The organism is Ruminococcus sp., assembly GCF_016287535.1.
Taxonomy (GTDB): domain Bacteria; phylum Bacillota; class Clostridia; order Oscillospirales; family Ruminococcaceae; genus Ruminococcus.
This window is the reverse complement of sequence record NZ_JAEFAJ010000036.1, coordinates 15212-36334: the sequence shown is the minus strand read 5'-3', so window position 1 is coordinate 36334 and position 21123 is coordinate 15212. Positions and strand designations below refer to the sequence as shown.

Sequence of the window (21123 nt, the reverse complement as noted above, 5' to 3'; positions counted from 1 at the left end):
AGACCGAAGCTGTAGAATGAAACTTGTTATAATCTGTAAAACTTACAGAATTGAAAACGATATGATTGTGGATATGATCTTTGTCGATATGCGTTGCAGCTACATACTGAAAACGATTTCTCAGAACCTTGTCTGCAAGTTCAACTCCGATCTTATGAGCAGTTTCATAATCAACTTCACCCGGTGCAAATGATTGGATAAGGTGAAACGCCAGAGTACCACCGGGCTTCATTGCATTTCTGCGGATCTGTTCAAATTCTATGTCAGCTATTTCAGGCGAACATCCATAACCTGTGATAAGCAGGGTATCATCTGTTTTGTTTTTATCCTTTATATAATCAAGTGCTTTGTTCAGAGTAGACGTGATTCTATGGATCTTAGTAATTGCCATATTTCCTCCTGTTTCTGTTTTATCTGCCTCATATCTTCTGTATAAATGTTTTCAGTAGCATTTATACGCTTTGCTATCTGATTGATGTTTTTCGATACGCCAGAAATAGATTTTCCTATATCATTGAAAATGGAATAATCTACTTTTATGATACGTCCTTCAAGAGCCATCTTTCTTAGATAAAGCGACAGATTGCTCATGTTCATTTTATCCATTTTTAGCTTTATCACTGCTCTTTCATCATCATCAACAAAGAAAGTTATCTTGTTTTTCCTTACACGATTTGCCATATCTGCCTCCTCAAATAATCGTTTATTAACACCATACGAAAGGGTTTGGGAATCTCCCAACAAGCTGTGCCTGTGACACGATTTTTTCTTGAAAAATCGAAAGTGTACGGACACAGGCGTTGCTTGCTCCCTTCCACCCACGCACCGCAGTGCGTGACTAACTTTTTCAAGACGCCCGTTTTGCGGGCGCCAGTATTTCTTCAAATCAGCCATAGTTTACAGGTATGAGGTCGTCGTCAACCTCATAATCTTCTGAGTTCAGAACAGGAATAAGAAGCTTGTAGAAGCATTCTACAGCCTGATCAAAACACCTGTAATAATTTGAACGGGATATTTCAAGAACGGAAATAATCTCATCATGGGTATATCCATAATCTTCAAAGTAATATCTGGATAGAATATCATAATACAGCCTGCCTTTGTCGGGATAATCCCTTACCATGATTATCGTTTTATCAAGCAGTTCCAGAAGCGTTAAGCTCTTGTGGCAGCTGTTGATCCTGTCCTCAAAACGCTTTTTCTCTGCCTTAGTCTCAAACTCAACCAAAGGATCGACAAGGTCGGTAAGATGTTTACGGCTGTTTACATAATATATAAAACAGCACGAACATCTGAAAATACCATTTTAAGCTTTTTCATATTACTGCCAGTTTTTCTTTCTGGATTTTTCTTGTTTTTAACGATTGTGTATTTAATATGCAGCATATATAAAATGCAATCTTTTATTGCGAACAATAAAATTGTGATATCTATTGTAGCCTTGATTATTTCATTTATCAGTTCTTTGATTTTAAAGAACTCATTAGTTGATGCTTTTTACTCTATTTCATCCGTAATCTCACAGTATTAAAGCTGAGATTGTCATAAGATTTTATCGAATGAAAAATACAGGTATGACATTATATTATGATACATATTATCTGAATGAACTTGTGTCACCACTGGTGTCACAAATAAGCTGAGTCTAATCTGGGACTAAAATGAGACTACCGGAAAAGGTTGTGAACAGCGAGGGAAAAGACCTGTACTTATCATTCAGAACAACGTCGGAAATCATTTCAGTCCGACGACTCTGATCGCACCAATAACTTCTTCAAAGAAGAAAAGGAATCTTCCGGTTCATGTTCCTGTTGAAAGCAACAAGCTTTTCAAGGATTCTGTGATACTCTGTGAACAGATTCAGGTAATGGACAAGTCGAGGCTAAGAAAAATGCTCTGTAAACTTAGTCCCGAAGTTATGGAACAGGTTGACAGAGCAGTAGCAGTAAGTTTTGATATAACGGAGGTAAATGAAAATGAATGAAATTACAATTTTTGAAAACCCTGAGTTCGGCTCAGTAAGAACAATCACCATTGACGGTGAACCGTGGCTTGTTGGAAAAGATGTAGCTTTAATATTAAAGTATACTAACCCACAAAAAGCCTTACGAGATCATGTAGATGATGAAGACAAGACGGTGAACGAATCGTTCACCGTCAATGGTACGATGGCAACACTTATAAATGAATCTGGTTTTTACAGCCTCGTTCTTTCAAGCAAACTTCCAGCAGCAAAGAGGTTCAAGCGTTGGATAACATCAGAAGTGCTTCCTTCAATCAGAAAGAACGGTGCATATTTTGCAGAAGAAAAGCTCAGAGAAAGCAACGCCTTACTCGAAGATCGTATTTCTTCCCTTGAACCTAAAGCTGAATATTATGATATTCTAATGAGCAGCAGAAAACTGATAACTGTATCAGAGATCGCTTATGAATACGGAACATCCGCTGCTATTTTTAATCAACTTCTTTTCAGGTTAGGAATACAGATCAGAGCGGATGATACTTGGTATCTTACTGAAGAATATGATGGAAAAGGATATGTCAGAACAGAAGTAAGGCGACGTTATGATTTCTTAACCAACACTTACAGAAACTATGTGCATACACGATGGACACAGAAGGGTGTAGAATTTCTGTACAGATTCCTTAGTTCATTTGGAATCACCCCGGTCAGGGACGATACGGAAATAAACCTTATCCAAATCCGCTAAAAACAATCTATATCCTCCTTTTGGCGGCCTAAGAGCCGCCTTATACATAGCCTCGTATCTTTAAATATATTAATTTTAGATAACAGGCTTGACAATCGCACTTTAAAGTGGTAAAGTATAAGGAGAAGTGATTATTATGAAAAACACCTGTAAGCAAGTTGACAGCAGATTCATGAGATACCTTGTGCTGCTTTGTCTCCTCGAAGAAGGAATAATCAACAAACCTACATTTGATAATGTAGTTGAACACAAATATAAGGAATTTAAAGGTAAAGTATTTTAAGGAGGAAACTGTTATGTTTGGAATCATTTTAGACCACAACCGTCCGAGAAAGGTCGTTTTCTATGGTAGAGTATCTACAGAACACGAAGCACAGCTCTCTGCCCTGGAAAACCAGATGCAGTGGTATGACGATATCGCAAGACGATTTCCCAACTGGGAAGTCGTCGATAAATACATAGACGAAGGTATCACCGGAACTCAGGCGAAGAAACGTCCTGCTTTCATGAAAATGATAGAAGACTCAAAGACAGGAAAGTTTGATCTTATCGTAACGCGAGAAGTATGTCGTTTTGCCAGAAATACCGTTGATACGCTTACTCATACAAGAGAACTCAAAAGTCGTGAAATAGAAGTCTATTTTGTTGATGATAATATATGGACTATGGACGGCGACGGAGAACTCAGACTGACAATTATGGCAACACTTGCCCAGGAAGAAAGCCGCAAGGTTTCCGAAAGAGTAAGAGCCGGTCAGCACATAAGCAGAAGCAAGAATATTCTCTATGGCTGCGGAAATATCCTCGGTTACGACCTGAAAAGAAATATTGGACCTGATGGTAAGTGGGATCCTTCTGAAAACACTTATGTTATCAATCCTGAACAGGCTGAAACTGTAAAAATGATCTATGATCTTTATGAAGAAGGAAACGGTATAACAAAAATCGGTAAGATTCTTACCGATAGAAATCGTCTCAATGCTTCGGGTAAAGTACGCTGGGAGCCTTCGACTGTACTGAGAATACTCGATAATGCAACCTATAAAGGCTATATTTGTTACAATAAAAGTGGGAGCAATAACTATCTTGAACAAAAGCGTATTGTAAACCGTAACAAGGAAACTTACGAATATCATAAAGGCGACTGGGAGCCTATTATATCTGAGGAACAATGGGAAAGAGTACAGAAACTGAAAAATTCAAAGAAAAGAATTACAACAGTTCATAATGGAAATGTAACCGGCAGAAGCACGACAAAGTCATCATGTATGTGGACAAATAAACTGCGCTGTTCATGTGGTTCAAGCTTCAGAAGGAATATTTATCACAAATCTAAAGATGGTAAAAACACTTTCTGTTTTATCTGTTATAATCAGATTCGTTTCGGTAAGGCTTCAACACGTGCCAAAACAGGAATAGATGTAACAGGATACTGTGATATTCCATGTATTGCAGAGTGGAAAATGGATATGATGTCTGATTATTTTATTGATCAGGTATGGCAGGACAGAAAAAAAGATCTCCTTGCTCTCAGTGATGAGATTGCTCAGTACTACAGGGAAGATTCACAAAAACACACTGAAAATAATATCAGCTTCATTGAAGGTCAGATTGAGAGACTTCAGCAGAAAAAGAAAAATCTCATTGATATGTTTGCTGACGGACAGATAAACAAGGATGAATATGCAGATGTGCGTCAGTCTTATGAAAACGAGATTGATTCACTCAAAAACCAGAGAAACAGTATATCTGAGCAGCAGGAACACTACTCCAGCTGTATCGAAGATCTGACAAAGATAACCAAAGCTCTTGGTGAACTTATTGATGTCACAGATGAAAGTATAAAAAAGCAATGCCTTGATAAGTTTTTAGTATCAATTGTTCCTGAAAATGACACATACTACTGGAATTACAGATTAACAGAATCAAATGAAGTAAGCACAGACCTTTCAGTATCTGGAAATAAAAGGCATCCACTCATTTTAATGGGTAACAACGAAGAAGCATCTGATGAAGATGCTTCTGACATACATAACAAAGTAATCGTATCCTATTTCCCTTCAGAACATCTGAGTACGAATCAGAATACTACCCGTAAGACGATGCTGCACAGGCTGCAATCAACGAAGGAAAGTAATTCACGACTATCTAAAAATCGGGTATTTTACGATGTTTCAGGACGATGCTAAAGAATACCTTTACGCAAAGTCTACTAAGCGTAGGATACTAAGCTGGCGTGATATTCACGTTAATGTGTTTATCTGAATAAAACAACATAGTCCTCACAGTTTTGTCTGTGAGGACTTTATCATTTACTTATTGAAATAACGCTGATATATCTTACTTCTGATATTTAGCCTTATCCATTTCGCGTATTGCAGCACGGCGGATCTTGCCGCTGCCGACTGTTTTCGGAAGTTCTTCCACGAACTCCACTACACGGGGATACTTGTAAGGAGCGGTACGGTTCTTGACGTATTCCTTTATCTCCTTCACAAGCTCATCCGAGCCTGATGTACCCTTAGTGAGAACGATAGTCGCTTTAACGACCTGGCCTCTTATCTCATCAGGAACGCCTGTTACTGCGCATTCGAGGACATATGGAAGCTCCATGAGAACGCTTTCGATCTCGAAAGGTCCGATACGGTAGCCTGAGGACTTGATAACGTCATCGACTCTGCCCACATACCAGAAATAGCCGTCCTCATCCACCCATGCGGTATCGCCTGTATGGTAGAAGCCATCGCGCCAGGTCTCGGCAGTATTTTCCTCGTCGCCGTAGTAGCAGAGCGCAAGTCCGGGAACTCCCTCTTCCTTGAGTTTTATGCAGATCTCACCTGTTTCGCCGACGCCTGCGGGAGTACCGTCAGGAAGAAGCACACTTACATCGTACTGTGGATTGGGCTTGCCCATACTGCCGGGCTTTGGCTCCATACCGACAACATTTGCGATAGAAAGAGTGGTCTCGGTCTGACCGAAGCCCTCCATGAGCTTGATACCTGTTGCCTTGTAGAACTGGTGGAACACCTCAGGATTGAGAGCCTCACCTGCGATGCAGGCATATTTCAGTGATGAGAGGTCGTACTTTGAAAGGTCCTCCTTTATGAAGAAACGGTACATAGTAGGAGGTGCGCAGAAGGATGTAACATTGTACTTTTTAAACATGGGAAGGATATCGTCTGCGTGGAAACGCTCGAAATCATAAACGAACACAGCAGCTTCGCACATCCACTGACCGTAGAGCTTGCCCCAGAGTGCCTTGCCCCAGCCGGTATCGGATATAGTGAAGTGCAGACCGTTGGGGTCGGCATTCTGCCAGTAACGAGCGGTAACATAATGACCGAGGGGATACTGATAGCTGTGAAGAACGAGCTTTGGATTTCCCGATGTACCTGAACTGAAGAATATGAGCATAGGGTCTGTGCCGCAGGGAGTATCCTCAGTACGCTCAAAGTGTGTGCTGTATGCAGGGAGCTCATCGTTGAAATCGTGCCAGCCCTCACGCTGACCGTTGACGAGTATCTTTGTCCTGAGTGAAGGAGAAACTGCTCCTGCCTTATCGACCTCATCAGCCACATCGCCGTCGGCGGTACAGACGATAGCGGAGACCTCCGCGGAATTGAAGCGGTATTCAAGGTCATGTTCCTTGAGCATATTTGAAGCAGGGATAACGAGTGCGCCGATACGGTGCAGCGCGATTATCGAGAACCAGAACTGATAGTGGCGCTTCAGGATAAGCATTACCCTGTCGCCTTTCTTGATACCGAGGGACTTGAAATAGTTAGCGGTCTGGCATGAATATTTCTTGATATCCTTGAATGTGAATCTGCGCTCATTATGATCGACGTCAACATATATCATAGCAGTCTTATCCGGACATTTCTCAGCCATAGCGTCAACGATGTCATATGCAAAGTTGAACTTATCCTGATTTTCAAAATGAACTGCGCTGAGTATTCCTTCGTTGCTGGTCTCGCACTTTACGAACTTCTCGGCAACGGGGTGCAGCAGACCTGCCTTGTCAACATTTGTAAGGTGGTGCTCTGCCACCTGCTCATGGTACTCAGACATACCTGTAGCGCCCTTAGGCGGCATTACGAAGGCGTATATCTCGCAGTCCTCACCGCCGAGAGCCACCTCGTCATGGGGCATAGAGCTGTCGTAGTAGATACAGTCGCCCTCATGGAGTATCTCTGTATGAGAACCGACAGTCATACGCAGAGTTCCCCTGATAACGATATCCATTTCCTGACCGGCATGGCTTGCCATATGCAGCGGCTGTGAAAGAGCGTCAACAGAATAAGGGATAACGACATGGAAAGGTTCTACCGCTTTGTTTTTGAACTTTGCAGCAAGACGGTTATAAACGAATCCCTTTCTGCGGACGATCGGAACACCCTCGCCCCTGCGCGTAACTGTATAACCGCTGAGTTCGGGACTGCTTCCCTCCATGAGCTCGGTGATCTCGACATTGAACCTGTTAGCGCATTTGTAAATAAACGTAAAGCTGAAATCCTTTTCGCCGGACTCGAACTTCCTGTAATCATCGACAGAATAATCCGTAACAGCAGCCATTTCTTCAACGGAAATTCCGAGATCCTCACGCAGAGCTGCGATTCGTTCTGCGACCTCTTTTATCCTGACCTCTGCATTCTGCAAATTTTCGCTCATAACGCTCTCTCCTTTTTTTAAAAATAAAAAACTCGTCTCAAAGATAATTTCTTTGAGACGAGTATCAATACTTGATTACCCGCGGTACCACTCAAATTGTGCCGCTATTGCGTACACCTCTTCAGACTCCAGCAAGTCCTTTTCATTCACGCAGAATCACGGGAACGCTTACTGTAACTTTCAGCATTCCGGCTCAGAAGGGATACATCGCATTGCTTATCACCGGCTCGCACCAGCCGCCGGCTCTCTGCAGACATTGGCAAAACTCTGCTTGTCTTCATCACAGCTTATATTTTGGATTATACCACATAAAAGCGGATTTGTCAAGTCCTTTTTGAAAAATTTTTCATATCCCCGTGTCAATGTCTGCGTATATCCTGATACAGAAGCCCGCGTTTTGTGCAGTACCACACCAGTTTTCCAGAGCGGAAAAGCGGCAGGTTGAACTGTACGTTCCACTCCGGATACTGCCTGAACAACATGACGCAGCTGTCCGACACATAAGCCACGAAAGAAATATAATCCTCCTTTGTCATAACGTGGTCGGAGGAAACGAACAGCTCTCCGCCTGTATCCTCTACCCTGAGCATTTCGTTCTCATCAGCCTTTTCCGCCTCAAGGGCAGAAAGCCTGTTACCGCAGCAGGTGATCTCCGCACCTGAGGCTGAAGTTATGATATTTCCGCATTTCCCGCACACATAGAATTTTATTTTTTTCATATCGCCATTCTCACTTTCATTTTTATTTATCTCACCCGATAGCAGAACGCTTATATTAGTGCCGAAAACCTCAGCCAGCGCCGAGAGCAGTGATATATCAGGACAGCCGTTGCCGCACTCCCATTTTGACACTGCCTTGTCGCTGACGCTGATAAGTTCCGCAAGCTGTTTCTGTGTAAGTCCGAGCTCAGTTCTGAAACGTCTGATAAGCTCCCCTGTTCTGACCTGATCCATAATATCACCTCTTAAAAAAATTCCGTTTCATGTTCCGATTATATTATATCCCGGATCAGGCTGTCCGTCAATCCACGCTCCGTAGAGCGGCGCGGCCGCTTTACACCGCATTGTTTTTCTGATATAATTTATACAGGCTCTCCGCCCTGAAAAAAATTTTGAAATACTGTAATATTTCCTCTCAAAAAGGTACTAATATACAGACTGACCGGTCAGCACAAAATAAAACGGAGGTGAAGCCTGTGGATGTATTTGAAGAAATATTCCGGAAGTATCAGCCGGACGTATACCGCTTTCTGCTGCGGCTGACTGCATTTGACATAACCGCAGCCGAAGAGCTGACTCAGGAAACATTCTATCAGGCGTTTCTCTCTCTCAGCAGGTTCCGCGGCGAATGTGCCATGCAGACATGGCTGTTCAGGATAGCAAAGAATACTTACTATAAATATGTACGGAAGGAAGTCAGGCAAAGGAACATCACCCAGTCTCCGCCGGACGCTCCTTCACCGACGGAAACGGCAGAAGACCGTGAAATGCTCATATGTATACGCACGCTTATAGAAGAACTGGACGAACCTGCAAGGTCAGTAATGCAGTACCGCCTTTACTCCGGGATAAGCTATTCCGAAATATCACAGCTTTTACAGATACGTTCAGGTACTGCGGCGGTGATATACAACCGCACGCTTGCGAAGCTGAGAAAGACACTGAAAGAGAGGTATGGCTATGAAATATGAACACGATGTCATAAGGGACCTCATGCCGCTGTGCATCGACGGCATCGCCTCCGAAAAAAGCAGGGAAGCAGTTTCGGAGCATATAGCAGAATGCTCCGACTGCGCAAAGGAGTGGGAAATGATGCAAAAGAAAGTTGATATTGATAAAGAACCGGAGATCACTGCCGAAACAGAGCAGTACAAAAAGACGGCAAAGCGCCTGAGGAAGCACTCACGCTGGATACTTCTCCGGGTGGTCCTCTGCACTATCGCAGCTCTGTTTGTGATACTCATAATAGGAAACTATCTTGACAGGGCGCGGTTTACTCTTCGCGGTCTCGGAAAACTCTGCGTAAAGGAGATACACTCAGACCTTTACGCCACGAAGGAGGAGGCGCGGAACGCGCCTAAGGCAGAATACACCTATCTCGGCGATGTAAAGAGCAGCGACGGAAAATACGCGGTAGGCTTTATGATCGTAGAGCAGCCCGATCTCGGTTATAGGATATTCTATTCCTTCGACGCAGACCGTCACGACCTGCCGCGTATCGGTATGTGGGTAGAAAGCGGCTATTCCACCGACCCCTGTCCCTTTGAGGCAGACGATCCCATAGCCTCGGAAGGTCACGGCTTTTCCGTTAATGGCAACGGCTTTTTCGGAGCTTTCGGGGTCTACGCCATTGACAAACGTATCAGGAGCATAGAATACACCGTAAACGGAGAACCAAGGATCTTGGAGCTGGACGATAACGGCTTCGGAGCTGTCGCATACAACAGCGAAGCAGATATGGGCAATAGAAACGACTGGTATTGCGGAAAGGCATTCGACGCCGACGGCAAGCTGCTTTACGAGATACGTCCCGTCACAGTGACAGAGAACGGCAAAGAAAGTACAACACATAAGTGGGTCGCTGCCGACTGACAGCATACAGCCTGCGCATCAAGCGCAGGCTGCTTTTTTCTGCTTTTCCGGTGTTCCACACAAATACCGGGGAACTTTTTATGACAAATGGCTGAATTTCCTACAAAATGCACAAAAAAAGACTTGAAAAAAATACATAGCAATTTTTGCATAATCTATTGTATTATAATTCATTATATGGTATAATAATGTAAATGCGATTTTTTAAACCGCTTTTGTCACCAAAAACAAAGGAGTAGAATTATGAAGTTCGGATTTTTTGACGACTCTAAAAAGGAATATGTTATCAATTCCCCAAAGACTCCCTATCCGTGGATAAACTACCTCGGAAATCAGGGATTTTTCTCACTTATCTCTAATACAGCAGGCGGATACTGCTTCTATAAGGACGCACGCCTCAGACGCATCACTCGTTACCGCTACAACAACGTGCCTATAGATATGGGCGGACGTTATTTCTATATCAACGACAATGGTACTATCTGGAACCCAGGCTGGTCGCCTGTCAAGACAGAGCTCGATTCATACGAGTGCCGTCACGGCATGGGCTACACAGTCATCACAGGCAAGAAGAACGGCCTCAAGGCTGAGGTAACATTCTTCGTTCCCCAGAACTACGACGGAGAGGTACAGCAGGTAGTTCTCACAAACGAGAGCAAGGAAGCAAAGAGCTTCTCTATCTTCTCTATCGCTGAATGGTGTCTCTGGGACGCTCAGGACGACTGCACAAACTTCCAGAGAAACTTCTCCACAGGCCGTGTAGAGATCGAAGGCTCGACTATCTACCACGTAACAGAGTACAGGGACAGACGTAATCACTACGCTTTCTATACTGTCAACGATGATATCGACGGCTACGATACAGACCGCGATTCATTCCTCGGAAGCATATACAACGGCTGGGACAATCCTGCAACAGTCAAGGCAGATAAGCCCTCCAACTCCTTTGCGGACGGCTGGTCTCCTGTAGCTTCACACTACAAGAAGGTAACTCTCGCACCCGGCGAGTCCAAAACGCTTATCTATATCCTCGGTTACGCAGAGAATCCTCAGGACAAGAAATTCGCTGCTGAAAAGCCTGCAAATCTCCTTACAAGAGAGACATGGGTACTCAACAAGGAGAAGGCTTACGCAATGATTGAGAAGTACAACACACCTGAAAAGGTCGCAGCAGGTCTTGCAGAGCTCCGCAGCACATGGGAGGATCTCCTTTCCATATTCAATGTCAATACACCTGACGACAAGGTAAACCGCATGGTAAATATCTGGAACCAGTACCAGTGCATGGTGACCTTCAACCTTTCACGTTCCGCTTCATACTTCGAGAGCGGTATCGGTCGTGGAATGGGCTTCCGTGACTCCAACCAGGATATCCTCGGCTTTGTACACCAGATACCTGAGCGCGCAAGAGAGAGACTTATCGACATTGCCTCCACACAGCTTTCAGACGGCGGCTGCTACCACCAGTACCAGCCTCTTACAAAGAAGGGCAACGCTGATATCGGCGGCGACTTCTCGGACGATCCGCTCTGGATGATTCTTTCCGTTGCGGCATATATCAAGGAAACAGGCGACTGGAGCATACTTGACGCAAATGTTCCCTTCGACGACGACCCGAACGGCAAGCACACAATGCTGGAGCACCTCAATGTTTCCTTCTATCATATAGTAAACAATCTCGGACCCCACGGTCTCCCGCTTGCTATGAGAGCTGACTGGAACGACTGTATCAACCTTTCATGCTTCTCAGACACACCCGGCGAGTCCTTCCAGACCTACACCAATCCCAAGTTCAAGGCAGAGGGCGGCTATTCCAAGATAGCTGAGTCTGCATTCGTTGCAGCCCTCTTCACATACACAGGACCTGCATTCGTAGGCATCTTGGAGCACCTCGGCAAGAAGGACGAAGCTGCAAAGGCTCAGGCTGAGATCGACAAGATGAAGAAGAATGTTATGGAATCCGCATTCGACGGCGACTGGTTCATCAGAGCCTACGACGCAAACGGAGAGAAGATGGGCTCCAAAGAGTGCGAGGAAGGCAAGATCTTCATTGAGCCTCAGGGCTTCGCAGTTATGTCAGAGATCGGCAAGGATCAGGGCGCAGATATCAAGACCCTCAACTCCATTGACAAGTACCTCAACTGCGAGTTCGGTCTTGTTCTCAATAATCCTGCATTCACAAAGTACTATATCCAGTACGGCGAGATCTCCACATATCCCGGCGGATACAAGGAGAACGCAGGTATATTCACACACAACAACGCATGGATAATCTGTGCCGAGGCTTACGCAGGCAGAGGTGACAAGGCATTTGAGTATTACTCAAAGATCGCACCTGCATTCACTGAGGAAACATCTGATATCCACAAGACAGAGCCTTATGTATACGGACAGATGATCGGCGGCAAGGACGCAAAGAACTTCGGTCAGGGCAAGAACTCATGGCTCACAGGTACAGCTGCATGGAACATGGTAGCTATATCCCAGTATATTCTGGGTGTACAGCCTGTATTTGACGGACTCAAGGTAGACCCCTCCATTCCTCATGAGTGGGACGGCTTCACAGCGGTACGTAAATTCAGAGGCGCTACCTTCAATATCACAGTCAAGAACCCCTCACACGTATGCAAGGGCGTAAAGACTATGACAGTTGACGGCAAGGCAGTAGAGGGCTGTGTGATCCCTGTATGCAGCGGCGGCACACATGAAGTTGAAATAGTAATGGGCTAAGCCCATAAAAAAGGCGGACTTTAAGTCCGCCTTTTTTGGCAGCGTGACGCTGCACCCTTGCCACGTTGACGCCCGTAAACTCGCTCACTCTTAATAAAAACGATAATCATACATCGCTTACAGCACTATTTGTAGGGACGACCATTGGCCGTCCGTTTTCATATCTTCCCGTAACGTATTTGCATGGGCGGTGTTTCGCCGCCCGTTTTGTATCCGCCCGAAATATACCGTATAAATATTCAGGTGAGCGATGTAAACATCGCCCCATTTGTCGAATATCAATGTATGTGCGCACATTTACCGCTTATAACCAAATATAGCCCAAACCTATACGTCACCCACACTACAAAAAACTCAGTTGACGTCTGTGAAGTTTGTGCAGAATTGCACTTGAAAACCTTTCTGCACTGTGTTATAATAAGTTCAACCTTAAAGCATATCAGATTAGTAGATAAAGGAGAGATCATTATGACCCGTACAGCAAACAGCGACAAGATAAAGATACTGACCCTCACGGGACTGTTTTCTGCGCTTATTTTCGTATTCACAGCGTATATACACGTTCCCACAGGCGCAGGCTACACTCATGCAGGCGACGGACTGATATACCTTGCCGCAAGCATACTTCCCACCCCATACGCTATAGCCTCCGGAGTCATCGGCGGAGCGCTTGCGGACGGACTTACAGGCTTCCCTGTATGGATACCCGCCACAATTGTGATAAAAGCTGTTACAGCACTGTTTTTCACCAACAAAAAGGAAAAGATACTCAATCTGCACAATATACTCGGAATAATCCCGTCCCTTATAGTATGCGTAGTCGGCTACAGTCTTTACGAGGGAATAGTTATGGCAGACAGTCTGAACAAGGGCGCTATAATAGCCGCATTCAGCCAGACACCCTGCTATCTTATACAGGTGGGCGCAAGCACCGTGCTTTACATAGTTACCGCTGCAGCCTTTGACAAATCCGGACTGAAAAAGCACATATAAACTCCACCTGCACAGCATAAGAAAAAATATACCGGCTTTATAAAAAATCAGGACTGCTTTTGCAGTCCTTTTTTTATTACTGTTATCAGTTCATCACTTTAAATCGCAAGCACAATTACTGTTGATTTTTAACAAGAACAAATGTTTGAAATTATGCATATATACAAAACTGAAATTTATTTTTTCAATATTCAACTGTTTTCAGTTGAATTTCATGCCATTCCGGCCCCCTTATGAACGGCGTTTCCGTTCAGACACGAAAGGGGGTCTTTAATATTTGACGGTAAAAAACAAAAGAAAGCTCAACTCATTCTGCTGCAATTATGTAATGCTCGGCAATGCCGGGGAAGCGGCAGTAAGGGCGGGCTGTCCGAGGGAGACAGCGCTTTCCGAGGGCATAGAGCTCCTGAAAACAGAGGAATGCCGCAGTCTTATATCGCAGCTCCGCGAGCTGCTTGACGACAGCGGCAGCGTAGCCGCAGGACTGAAAAGGCTTGCATTCGGCAGCTGCTCCGACGCGGTATATCTTGTTTTCGCAGACGAGCTGCCGCCGCCTGAGGTCATCGGGAAGCTGGATCTTTTCAATGTTTCCGAGATAAAACGGGTAAAAGGCGGAGGAGTGGAGGTAAAGCTTTTTGACAGACTGAAAGCGCTTGAGAAGCTCTTTGAGCTTGAAAACGCTTTCACGGACCGCAGCAGGGCTGAAGATCTTATAAAGGCACTTGCCGCAGACGAGGAGTGTGAGGAGCTTGACGATAACTGAATTCTCACCTAAGCAGCGCTTTGTCATGAAATGGTGGAATATGCGGGAATACGGCAAACGCGACGCGATAATATGCGACGGAGCCGTGCGCAGCGGCAAGACTCTTTCCATGTCTCTCGGCTTCATATTCTGGGCAGGGAAATGCTTTAACGGCTGCTCCTTTGCGATGTGCGGCAAGACCATAACCTCTCTCCGCAGGAACGTGATAACGCCGCTGCTTCCCATGCTTGCGGAATACGGCTTCACGGTCAATGAAAAGGTCAGCAGCAACTGCTTCGACATCACCCTTCTCGGCAACACAAACAGAGTGTACCTTTTCGGCGGCAGGGACGAAAGCTCAGCTGCGCTGATACAGGGCATGACGCTTGCAGGAGTATTCTTTGACGAGGTGGCGCTTATGCCGCGCTCCTTCGTTGAACAGGCACTTGCACGATGCTCCGTCAGCGGCTCGAAAATGTGGTTCAACTGCAATCCCGACTCGCCCGCACACTGGTTCTACACCGAATGGATAAAGAAGCTGAAGAAGAAAAACGCGCTGTATATCCATTTTAATATGGACGACAATCCCTCGCTTTCAAAAAGCGTCCGGGAGCGCTATGAGCGTATGTACTCAGGCAGCTTCTACGACCGCTTCATACTTGGAAAATGGACTGCCTCCCAGGGTATAGTTTATCCCATGTTCAGCGAGAGCAGACACGTCTACAGCGGCGAAACCGACTGTGAGAGGTATATCATCTCCTGCGACTACGGCACGGTAAATCCCTCCTCATTCGGCTTGTGGGGACTTCATAACGGGGTCTGGCACAGGCTGAGAGAATATTACTACGACTCCCGGAGAGAGGGCATATCCCGTACTGATGAGGAGCACTATTCCGCCCTTGAAGAGCTTGCAGGCGGACTTCCTGTGGAAAAGGTCATCGTTGACCCGTCGGCGGCAAGCTTTATAGAATGTATACGCCGCCACGGCAGATTCCGGGTAGAAAAGGCGGATAACGACGTTATATCCGGTATCCGTCTGGTGGGCTCAGCGCTGAAACAGGACAGGCTTCGTTTTCACGAATCATGCAGGGATATACTCCGGGAATTCCGGCTCTACAGCTGGAACGAAAAATCGGGCACGGACGCTCCCGTAAAGGAGAACGACCACGCAATGGACGATATGCGGTATTTTGTCGCAGACGTCTTCGGTCAGCGTTGCGGCGACGGGTTCATAGCTCTTTCCGTAGCCCGGTGATAAACCGTTCAATACTTATCAAGGAGGTAACATGAAGCTTTTTCAGAAGAAAAACATACCCAAGACCGCTCCGGAGCTGATAAGCGCCCAGCGGAGCCGCTGCGGAGAATTTACCCTCCCTGCGGCGATACAGCCCTGTGAAAAGGAGCTTTACGACAGGCTCCGCTATGCAGTACCAATCATAGACGCCGCGATAATGAAGATAATCAGGCTCACAGGCGGTTTTCATGTGATATGCTCGGACGAGGACTGTCAGCAGGAACTGGACAGCTTCCTCGAAAGCGTTCCCGTAGGACTTACGGGGCGTTCAATAGGCTGTTTCGCAGACAATTTCCTCGACAGCCTTCTCACCTACGGCAGCGCCGCCGGAGAGATAGTCCACGACAGCTCGCAGCAGCGTATCGCAGGACTGTGGAACGGCGATATATCCCGTATCCGCATAGCTCCGGGAGCTGACCCGTTCAGCAGGAGCTACAGCATAACAGCTCCCGACGGCAGCAGCAAAAAGGTGCTTCATCCGGAAAGGATAGTCTACTCCACCCTCACGGGAGGGCACTCTCTCCTGCGCGGACTTCCCTCACTCAGCGGCATCCTCATGAGGATATACGAATGTATCGGTCAGAACTACGACCGTGCAGGAAATGTCCGCTACGCAGTGACATACAAGCCGCCGGGAGAAGCGGGAGATCTGATGTATACCCGCGAAAGGGCGCAGCAGATAGCCCGTGAATGGGCAGACGGCATGAACTCGGCAAAATACGGACAGGTCAAGGACTTTGTGGCAGTGGGCGACGTTGATATAAAGGTCATCGGAGCTGACAATCAGCTTTTCGATACCAATGTGCCCGTAAGGCAGATACTTGAACAGCTCATCGCAAAGCTCTCCATACCACCGTTTTTGCTTGGACTGTCGTGGAGCTCTACCGAGCGTATGTCCTCTCAGCAGGCTGATATACTCACCTCTGAGCTGGAATACTACCGCAGACTTCTCACGCCGGTGATATGCGACGTGGGAAACGCATTCCTTGCTTCAAAAGGCTGGGAAGCCACCTGCTCCGTGGAGTGGGACAATATCAATTTACAGGACGAAACAGCTCTTGCGGAAGCAAGACTGAAAAACGCACAGGCGCGTGAGATAGAGATGCGCCTTGAAAAAAACGAATAATACGGAGGTAAAAATATGTATAACGATATCAAACTTGAAAAGGGTCTTTACAATCTCAGCGGAAAGTCATTCACCGCAGCTCTTGAGGAGCTCGACCCCTCCTCAGCGTACACAGGGACTCCACTTGAAAAGCTGGACGCATTCGAGAGACAGCTCAAGCGCTTCAATATCAGGATAAGCGGACCTGACTGCGACTGTGTGGAGAAGTTCTTCTCTACTACGGAGACAGCCGTGCTTTTTCCGGAATTTGTTACGCGCTGCATAAGAAAAGGCTTTAACGAGACTGTACTCAGATCTGTATGCGCCGCAAAGACAGTATGCGCAAGCAGCCAGTACCTTGGCTGTGTGCTTGACGATTCCGAGGCTTATGCCGCTACCGATCAGGCAGACCTTCTTCCTGAGGCTACAGTAAGAGAGGGATCAACAGCAACAGTGCTCTCAAAGTTCGGCAGACTTATCAGCGCCTCCTATGAGGCTGTACGCCAGCAGCGCCTTGATGTATTCGGAGTAATGCTCAGGAGCGTAGGTGTAAGACTTGCAGTAACAGTGGTAAAGGAAGCTGTTGACGTTCTCATCGACGACCTTACTCCAATAACCACCAGCGCACTTACATACGACGATATCGCAAAGCTCTACGGAGAATTCGACTGCTTCGACATGACAACCGTCATCACCTCTCCGGAGCTTGCTTCAAAGATAGCGGCTATGGATCAGCTCAAGGACTGCCCGGCGAATGCCGACGGAAAGCTCATGCTCCCCTTAGGCTCCGAGCTTATCAAGACCTCTGCGGTGGACGACGATACCATCATCGGTATCGACCGTGATTTCGCGCTTGAATTTATCACAAGCACAGACCTTGTAATGGAGACGGACAAGCTCATCGACCGTCAGCTCGATCAGATGACTGTATCAATAACCTGCGGCTTCAGAAGGATAACTCCCGACGCTGTAAAGGTGCTTACGATCACAGCAGCAAACTCATAAAACTTGTAGGGAACGCCGTCTCGACGTCCCATTAAGGGACGCCCTCACTTGCAGGGCGTCCCTCTTCCGAAAACAATTCACTGGATTGTTTTCGGAATTCACCCTTGCGGTGCGCTTTGTAACTGTGGGGCTTTGCCCCAACCTCACAGGTCCGTCCCCTCTGTCGCTGCGCGACATCTCCCAATTTTATGGGGAGTCACCCCACAAGGGCTGTCAGTCCTTGACCTGACCAAAGGAACAAAGTACCTTTGGAATCCCTTTCATACGCTATTTATACTTTTTGGAAAGGAGCAAATATGGATAAGACCATTCTCGATAAGATAAACCGGTTCACACGCAGAAAACTCAGTGAGGACGAGGTTTATGTATTCTCGGTAATACTATGCGACAACGATATCGACCGCGACTGCGAGCGTTTCTCCGACAGCGCTCTCGAAACGCTAAAAGAGCGCTTCATAGGCAAAACTGGCATATTCGACCATAATATCAGCACAGTAAATCAGAACGCGCGTATCTTCGATACTGAGCTCGTCACCGACCTCTCACGCAAAACAGAATACGGCGAAAACTACAGATACCTCAAAGCTATGGCTTACATGGTCCGAACCGATGACAATAAAAACCTCATCGCCGAGATAGACGGCGGCATAAAAAAGGAGGTCAGCATTTCCTGCTCAGCCGCAAAGCGTATATGCTCTGTCTGCGGCAGCGATAAGAATATGGCTTCCTGTAATCACATAAAGGGCAGAAAGTACGGCGGAAAGCGCTGCCACACTATCCTTGAAGATATCACAGACGCCTACGAGTGGAGCTTCGTCGCGGTGCCCGCGCAGGTGAACGCAGGCGTTACCAAAAAATACAGCGAAGCCGATACCGTAAAGGCTCAGGCTGTGGCTGATATCTCCGCAGCAGATGATGAGCTCCGCCGCGATATACGCAAGCTCGCATATTTTACAGGCGGCAGGGCTGCTGCCGACATAGCTTCTCTGTCCGCTTCAAAGCTGAGTACGCAGGAGCTTATAGAAATGCGCCGTTCTCTTGAGAAGCAGTGCAGCAACAGCGGGACAGGGCTTCAGCTCGAATACAGCGAAGCTCAGGACGGGCAGACCGAATTCTTTTCAATGAAACAGGAGGTATGATATGGATATACAGACAGTAACCAGGCTGTTCGAGCTTTTTACCGGCGAGGAAAACGGTACTGAATACTTTCAGATAATAAACCTTGCGATATACGAAACAAGGGCAATGCTGCTCCCGGATGCCGATCAGACCGATGTCAGACTGGCTTTCCTCGCCGCTGCCATTGCCTTCTACAGAATGCAGCAGATGCTTGCCGCAAGAGAAAGGGCGGAATATACCTACGCAGGCAAGGTGCTGAAGGAATCGCAGAATACCGCCTACAAGTATTCAAAGCGCCTGCTCAGAGACTATATGCAGCTGTGCAGCGACCTGATGTTCCCGCAGAACTTCATTTTCAGCAGCTTTTCCACCGGAGAGGAGGAGATATGATGCTCAGCGAAATAATCGACGATATAATCGAAAGACTTGCGGCTGCAAGTATCTTTCCCGTTTACAGCGCCTTTGACGCACGTTCCCTTGATCGGAAGGGCAGCGGCTTTTTTACCGTTGTCGGTATAAGCAGCTTTGAATCCTCCCAGCCGATATACTCGCCTTATACGGTATATATCCCCTTCAAGACCGAACTTGAGCTGAGTATCACAGCTCCCCAGGGTTCTACCGCGGAGGAGCTCTATAACTTCTACGATACCGGTATAGCTCCGGTTATATTCGATATGTCGGGACTTACCTGCCGCCTCAGTAAAATGAGCATAAAAACCGACAGCAGCATCAGCCGCCTTGTACTCGGTGTAAAGCTCTCTGCAAGCGGCATAACCAAGATCGGAAGGAGCAATGTATGAGTACCGTTACAGAGCTTTCTTACCGTGAAGCCGTACCGGTAAATATAGGCGGAGTCACGGTGTACTGCGAAAGGTTCAGGGCAGGAGCGGAAAGACGCATGAACGAGGAATCCACCGCAGACGGCGGTTCCGCCATTACAAACAGCGCCTCACGCAGCACCGGGCTGACCTTCACAGGGAGGATATGCACGGACAATTCCCCTGAGGACTTCATTTACAGCTTCAACAGCCTTGTCCGCTCCTCTTCCTCATTCAATGTGGAATACATGGGACTGATATTCACAGCCTGCTGTATGGTCAGCTACAGCTTCGAGGATAAGGGCGGCGAATGGGCTGACGTTTCGGTCACACTTCTCACCAATGACAGTATTACAAGGAGCAATGCAACATGACTGCAGCAATAGGTATAAGATCTTCATCAGGAACTCTTTTCACCGAAAGGAACGTACTCTCATTCAGCTTCTCAAAGGAGCTGTACACACCGTATTCAGCCCTTACAGCACGTATCTGCACTTCCGCCCTGTCCTACGACGACGCAGCGGAGGTACTGCTCTTACTCGACGGGAATACCGTTCACCACGGTCTCATAGACAGCATAAAATGCGAGCAGAAAAACGGCTGCAGGTTCGTAAGCATAAGCTCACGCAGCTTCACCTCTCTGCTCTGTCAGAATCAGATAGAGCCGGGGCTCAAAATGAATATCTCCTTCAATATGCTCATGGAGAACTACTATACGCTTCCATACGTCACCCACGAGAACGACTCCGACACAAGCAGCTATATCTATGTCCGTCCTAATACCTCCATGTGGGACGCGGCTGCGAACCTGACCTACAAGCGAAGAGGCACATACCCCTACATAAGAGGCACAAATACCGTAATGATGAGCCCTGTCTTATCTCCGTCAAGCTTTGACCTGAACGGCGAAAAGTTCATATCCAGCGGTACCGAAGTCATCAACAGCCGCCTTGCCAGCGATTATCATATGGCGGATATCGACGGTAACTACGGCAGCTTCAACCTTACTGACAGCGACGCTGCGCCTCTGAAAATAGTTCGTCACAAATACTTTGACCTCGATATGCGCTTCCTCTACTCTCCCCAGCAGGCTCTTGTCTACCGGGATAAATACGACTTCCGGGGCAGAAAAATGATATTCTGCTCCTACAGCGGATACCACGGCGAGGACCTCAACGACCTTGTGAGCTTCGGCAGCATAAGCGGCGAGCGCATAGGCTATGTCTCCGTAAATGGCAGCAGCAAGGGCGTATTCACAGAGGTAGGCGTTTACAGGGACAAGTTCTGACCGTTACATGAACGCATATGACCTGTGACCAAAACATAAAGCCTGAAAGCAGAAAT

At 46.7% G+C, this 21123-nt stretch carries 21 protein-coding genes, 1 pseudogene and 1 other annotated feature; of the genes and pseudogenes, 17 read left to right on the top strand and 5 right to left on the bottom strand.

Going from position 1 to position 21123, the window contains the following annotated elements:
* The 3 genes from QZZ36_RS11785 to QZZ36_RS11775 all read right to left on the bottom strand — a co-directional run.
* Nucleotides 1-391, bottom strand: a 391-nt coding sequence (locus QZZ36_RS11785; RefSeq protein ID WP_295081699.1) for a relaxase/mobilization nuclease domain-containing protein, incomplete at its 3' end; no start/stop codon positions are given.
* Complete coding sequence (mobC, locus tag QZZ36_RS11780) at nt 352-681, bottom strand: plasmid mobilization relaxosome protein MobC (protein WP_295081696.1); 330 nt, start codon at nt 679-681, stop codon at nt 352-354. The genes QZZ36_RS11785 and mobC, both read right to left, overlap by 40 nt.
* Nucleotides 682-886: 205 nt before the next feature.
* Nucleotides 887-1228 (bottom strand): hypothetical protein, encoded by a 342-nt coding sequence (locus QZZ36_RS11775; protein WP_295081693.1) that lies wholly within the window; start codon nt 1226-1228, stop codon nt 887-889.
* 450 nt (nt 1229-1678) lie between these two features.
* Here QZZ36_RS11775 and QZZ36_RS11770 point away from each other — a divergent pair.
* The 4 genes and pseudogenes from QZZ36_RS11770 to QZZ36_RS11755 form a co-directional block, all read left to right on the top strand.
* Nucleotides 1679-1984: pseudogene (locus tag QZZ36_RS11770) on the top strand (type II toxin-antitoxin system PemK/MazF family toxin); the annotation flags it as partial.
* Nucleotides 1977-2711 (top strand): phage antirepressor KilAC domain-containing protein, encoded by a 735-nt coding sequence (locus QZZ36_RS11765; protein ID WP_295081691.1) that lies wholly within the window; start codon nt 1977-1979, stop codon nt 2709-2711. The pseudogene QZZ36_RS11770 and the gene QZZ36_RS11765, both read left to right, overlap by 8 nt.
* Nucleotides 2712-2847: 136 nt before the next feature.
* Nucleotides 2848-2994 (top strand): hypothetical protein, encoded by a 147-nt coding sequence (locus tag QZZ36_RS11760; protein ID WP_295081689.1) that lies wholly within the window; start codon nt 2848-2850, stop codon nt 2992-2994.
* 13 nt (nt 2995-3007) lie between these two features.
* Entirely contained in the window at nt 3008-4900 is a 1893-nt protein-coding gene (locus tag QZZ36_RS11755) for a recombinase family protein (RefSeq protein WP_295081687.1), read from the top strand.
* Between the two features lie 151 nt (nt 4901-5051).
* On the opposite strand, the gene QZZ36_RS11750 is transcribed toward QZZ36_RS11755, so the two are convergent.
* Nucleotides 5052-7382 (bottom strand): AMP-binding protein, encoded by a 2331-nt coding sequence (locus QZZ36_RS11750; RefSeq protein ID WP_295081685.1) that lies wholly within the window; start codon nt 7380-7382, stop codon nt 5052-5054.
* A gap of 50 nt (nt 7383-7432) precedes the next feature.
* Nucleotides 7433-7675, bottom strand: a binding site (T-box leader).
* 66 nt (nt 7676-7741) lie between these two features.
* Nucleotides 7742-8335: a helix-turn-helix domain-containing protein gene (locus QZZ36_RS11745; protein ID WP_295081683.1), complete on the bottom strand. Its 594-nt coding sequence runs from the start codon at nt 8333-8335 to the stop codon at nt 7742-7744.
* Between the two features lie 242 nt (nt 8336-8577).
* Here QZZ36_RS11745 and QZZ36_RS11740 point away from each other — a divergent pair, with 242 nt between their 5' ends.
* From QZZ36_RS11740 to QZZ36_RS11680, 13 genes are all read left to right on the top strand, one after another.
* Nucleotides 8578-9072 carry an RNA polymerase sigma factor gene (locus QZZ36_RS11740; protein WP_295081681.1) on the top strand — a complete coding sequence of 165 codons (495 nt, stop codon included), beginning with the start codon at nt 8578-8580 and terminating at the stop codon, nt 9070-9072.
* On the top strand, nt 9062-9973 hold the full coding sequence (locus QZZ36_RS11735; protein ID WP_295081678.1) for a zf-HC2 domain-containing protein: 912 nt from the start codon (nt 9062-9064) through the stop codon (nt 9971-9973). Before QZZ36_RS11740 ends, QZZ36_RS11735 begins: the two co-directional genes overlap by 11 nt.
* 243 nt (nt 9974-10216) lie before the next feature.
* Nucleotides 10217-12703 carry a glycosyl transferase gene (locus QZZ36_RS11730; RefSeq protein WP_295081676.1) on the top strand — a complete coding sequence of 829 codons (2487 nt, stop codon included), beginning with the start codon at nt 10217-10219 and terminating at the stop codon, nt 12701-12703.
* Nucleotides 12704-13171: 468 nt separating this feature from the next.
* Nucleotides 13172-13696 (top strand): TIGR04002 family protein, encoded by a 525-nt coding sequence (locus QZZ36_RS11725; protein ID WP_295081674.1) that lies wholly within the window; start codon nt 13172-13174, stop codon nt 13694-13696.
* Nucleotides 13697-13973: 277 nt separating this feature from the next.
* Nucleotides 13974-14459: a terminase small subunit gene (locus QZZ36_RS11720; RefSeq protein ID WP_295081672.1), complete on the top strand. Its 486-nt coding sequence runs from the start codon at nt 13974-13976 to the stop codon at nt 14457-14459.
* A gap of 25 nt (nt 14460-14484) precedes the next feature.
* Nucleotides 14485-15693, top strand: coding sequence for a PBSX family phage terminase large subunit (locus QZZ36_RS11715; RefSeq protein WP_295081704.1), 1209 nt, complete (start codon nt 14485-14487; stop codon nt 15691-15693).
* 31 nt (nt 15694-15724) lie between these two features.
* On the top strand, nt 15725-16858 hold the full coding sequence (locus tag QZZ36_RS11710) for a serine/threonine protein phosphatase (protein ID WP_295081670.1): 1134 nt from the start codon (nt 15725-15727) through the stop codon (nt 16856-16858).
* Between the two features lie 15 nt (nt 16859-16873).
* Nucleotides 16874-17842, top strand: a complete 969-nt coding sequence (locus QZZ36_RS11705) for a hypothetical protein (RefSeq protein ID WP_295081667.1) — start codon at nt 16874-16876, stop codon at nt 17840-17842.
* Nucleotides 17843-18138: 296 nt separating this feature from the next.
* Nucleotides 18139-18981 (top strand): hypothetical protein, encoded by an 843-nt coding sequence (locus tag QZZ36_RS11700; RefSeq protein WP_295081665.1) that lies wholly within the window; start codon nt 18139-18141, stop codon nt 18979-18981.
* Nucleotide 18982: 1 nt separating this feature from the next.
* Nucleotides 18983-19351 carry a hypothetical protein gene (locus QZZ36_RS11695; protein ID WP_295081663.1) on the top strand — a complete coding sequence of 123 codons (369 nt, stop codon included), beginning with the start codon at nt 18983-18985 and terminating at the stop codon, nt 19349-19351.
* Nucleotides 19348-19761, top strand: coding sequence for a hypothetical protein (locus QZZ36_RS11690; protein WP_295081661.1), 414 nt, complete (start codon nt 19348-19350; stop codon nt 19759-19761). Before QZZ36_RS11695 ends, QZZ36_RS11690 begins: the two co-directional genes overlap by 4 nt.
* On the top strand, nt 19758-20153 hold the full coding sequence (locus tag QZZ36_RS11685) for a hypothetical protein (protein WP_295081659.1): 396 nt from the start codon (nt 19758-19760) through the stop codon (nt 20151-20153). The genes QZZ36_RS11690 and QZZ36_RS11685 overlap by 4 nt, the downstream gene beginning before the upstream one ends.
* Nucleotides 20150-21067: a hypothetical protein gene (locus tag QZZ36_RS11680; protein WP_295081657.1), complete on the top strand. Its 918-nt coding sequence runs from the start codon at nt 20150-20152 to the stop codon at nt 21065-21067. The genes QZZ36_RS11685 and QZZ36_RS11680 overlap by 4 nt, the downstream gene beginning before the upstream one ends.
* The last annotated feature ends 56 nt before the right edge of the window (nt 21068-21123 follow it).

Coding starts and splice junctions, on each gene's coding strand:
- QZZ36_RS11710 (WP_295081670.1), top strand. CDS start 15,725: ATGAAGCTTTTTCAGAAGAAAAACATACCCAAGACCGCTCCGGAGCTG.
- QZZ36_RS11755 (WP_295081687.1), top strand. CDS start 3,008: ATGTTTGGAATCATTTTAGACCACAACCGTCCGAGAAAGGTCGTTTTC.
- QZZ36_RS11685 (WP_295081659.1), top strand. CDS start 19,758: ATGAGTACCGTTACAGAGCTTTCTTACCGTGAAGCCGTACCGGTAAAT.
- QZZ36_RS11765 (WP_295081691.1), top strand. CDS start 1,977: ATGAATGAAATTACAATTTTTGAAAACCCTGAGTTCGGCTCAGTAAGA.
- QZZ36_RS11745 (WP_295081683.1), bottom strand. CDS start 8,335: ATGGATCAGGTCAGAACAGGGGAGCTTATCAGACGTTTCAGAACTGAG.
- QZZ36_RS11725 (WP_295081674.1), top strand. CDS start 13,172: ATGACCCGTACAGCAAACAGCGACAAGATAAAGATACTGACCCTCACG.
- QZZ36_RS11715 (WP_295081704.1), top strand. CDS start 14,485: ATGAAATGGTGGAATATGCGGGAATACGGCAAACGCGACGCGATAATA.
- QZZ36_RS11750 (WP_295081685.1), bottom strand. CDS start 7,382: ATGAGCGAAAATTTGCAGAATGCAGAGGTCAGGATAAAAGAGGTCGCA.
- mobC (WP_295081696.1), bottom strand. CDS start 681: ATGGCAAATCGTGTAAGGAAAAACAAGATAACTTTCTTTGTTGATGAT.
- QZZ36_RS11760 (WP_295081689.1), top strand. CDS start 2,848: ATGAAAAACACCTGTAAGCAAGTTGACAGCAGATTCATGAGATACCTT.
- QZZ36_RS11735 (WP_295081678.1), top strand. CDS start 9,062: ATGAAATATGAACACGATGTCATAAGGGACCTCATGCCGCTGTGCATC.
- QZZ36_RS11695 (WP_295081663.1), top strand. CDS start 18,983: ATGGATATACAGACAGTAACCAGGCTGTTCGAGCTTTTTACCGGCGAG.
- QZZ36_RS11730 (WP_295081676.1), top strand. CDS start 10,217: ATGAAGTTCGGATTTTTTGACGACTCTAAAAAGGAATATGTTATCAAT.
- QZZ36_RS11700 (WP_295081665.1), top strand. CDS start 18,139: ATGGATAAGACCATTCTCGATAAGATAAACCGGTTCACACGCAGAAAA.
- QZZ36_RS11690 (WP_295081661.1), top strand. CDS start 19,348: ATGATGCTCAGCGAAATAATCGACGATATAATCGAAAGACTTGCGGCT.
- QZZ36_RS11680 (WP_295081657.1), top strand. CDS start 20,150: ATGACTGCAGCAATAGGTATAAGATCTTCATCAGGAACTCTTTTCACC.
- QZZ36_RS11705 (WP_295081667.1), top strand. CDS start 16,874: ATGTATAACGATATCAAACTTGAAAAGGGTCTTTACAATCTCAGCGGA.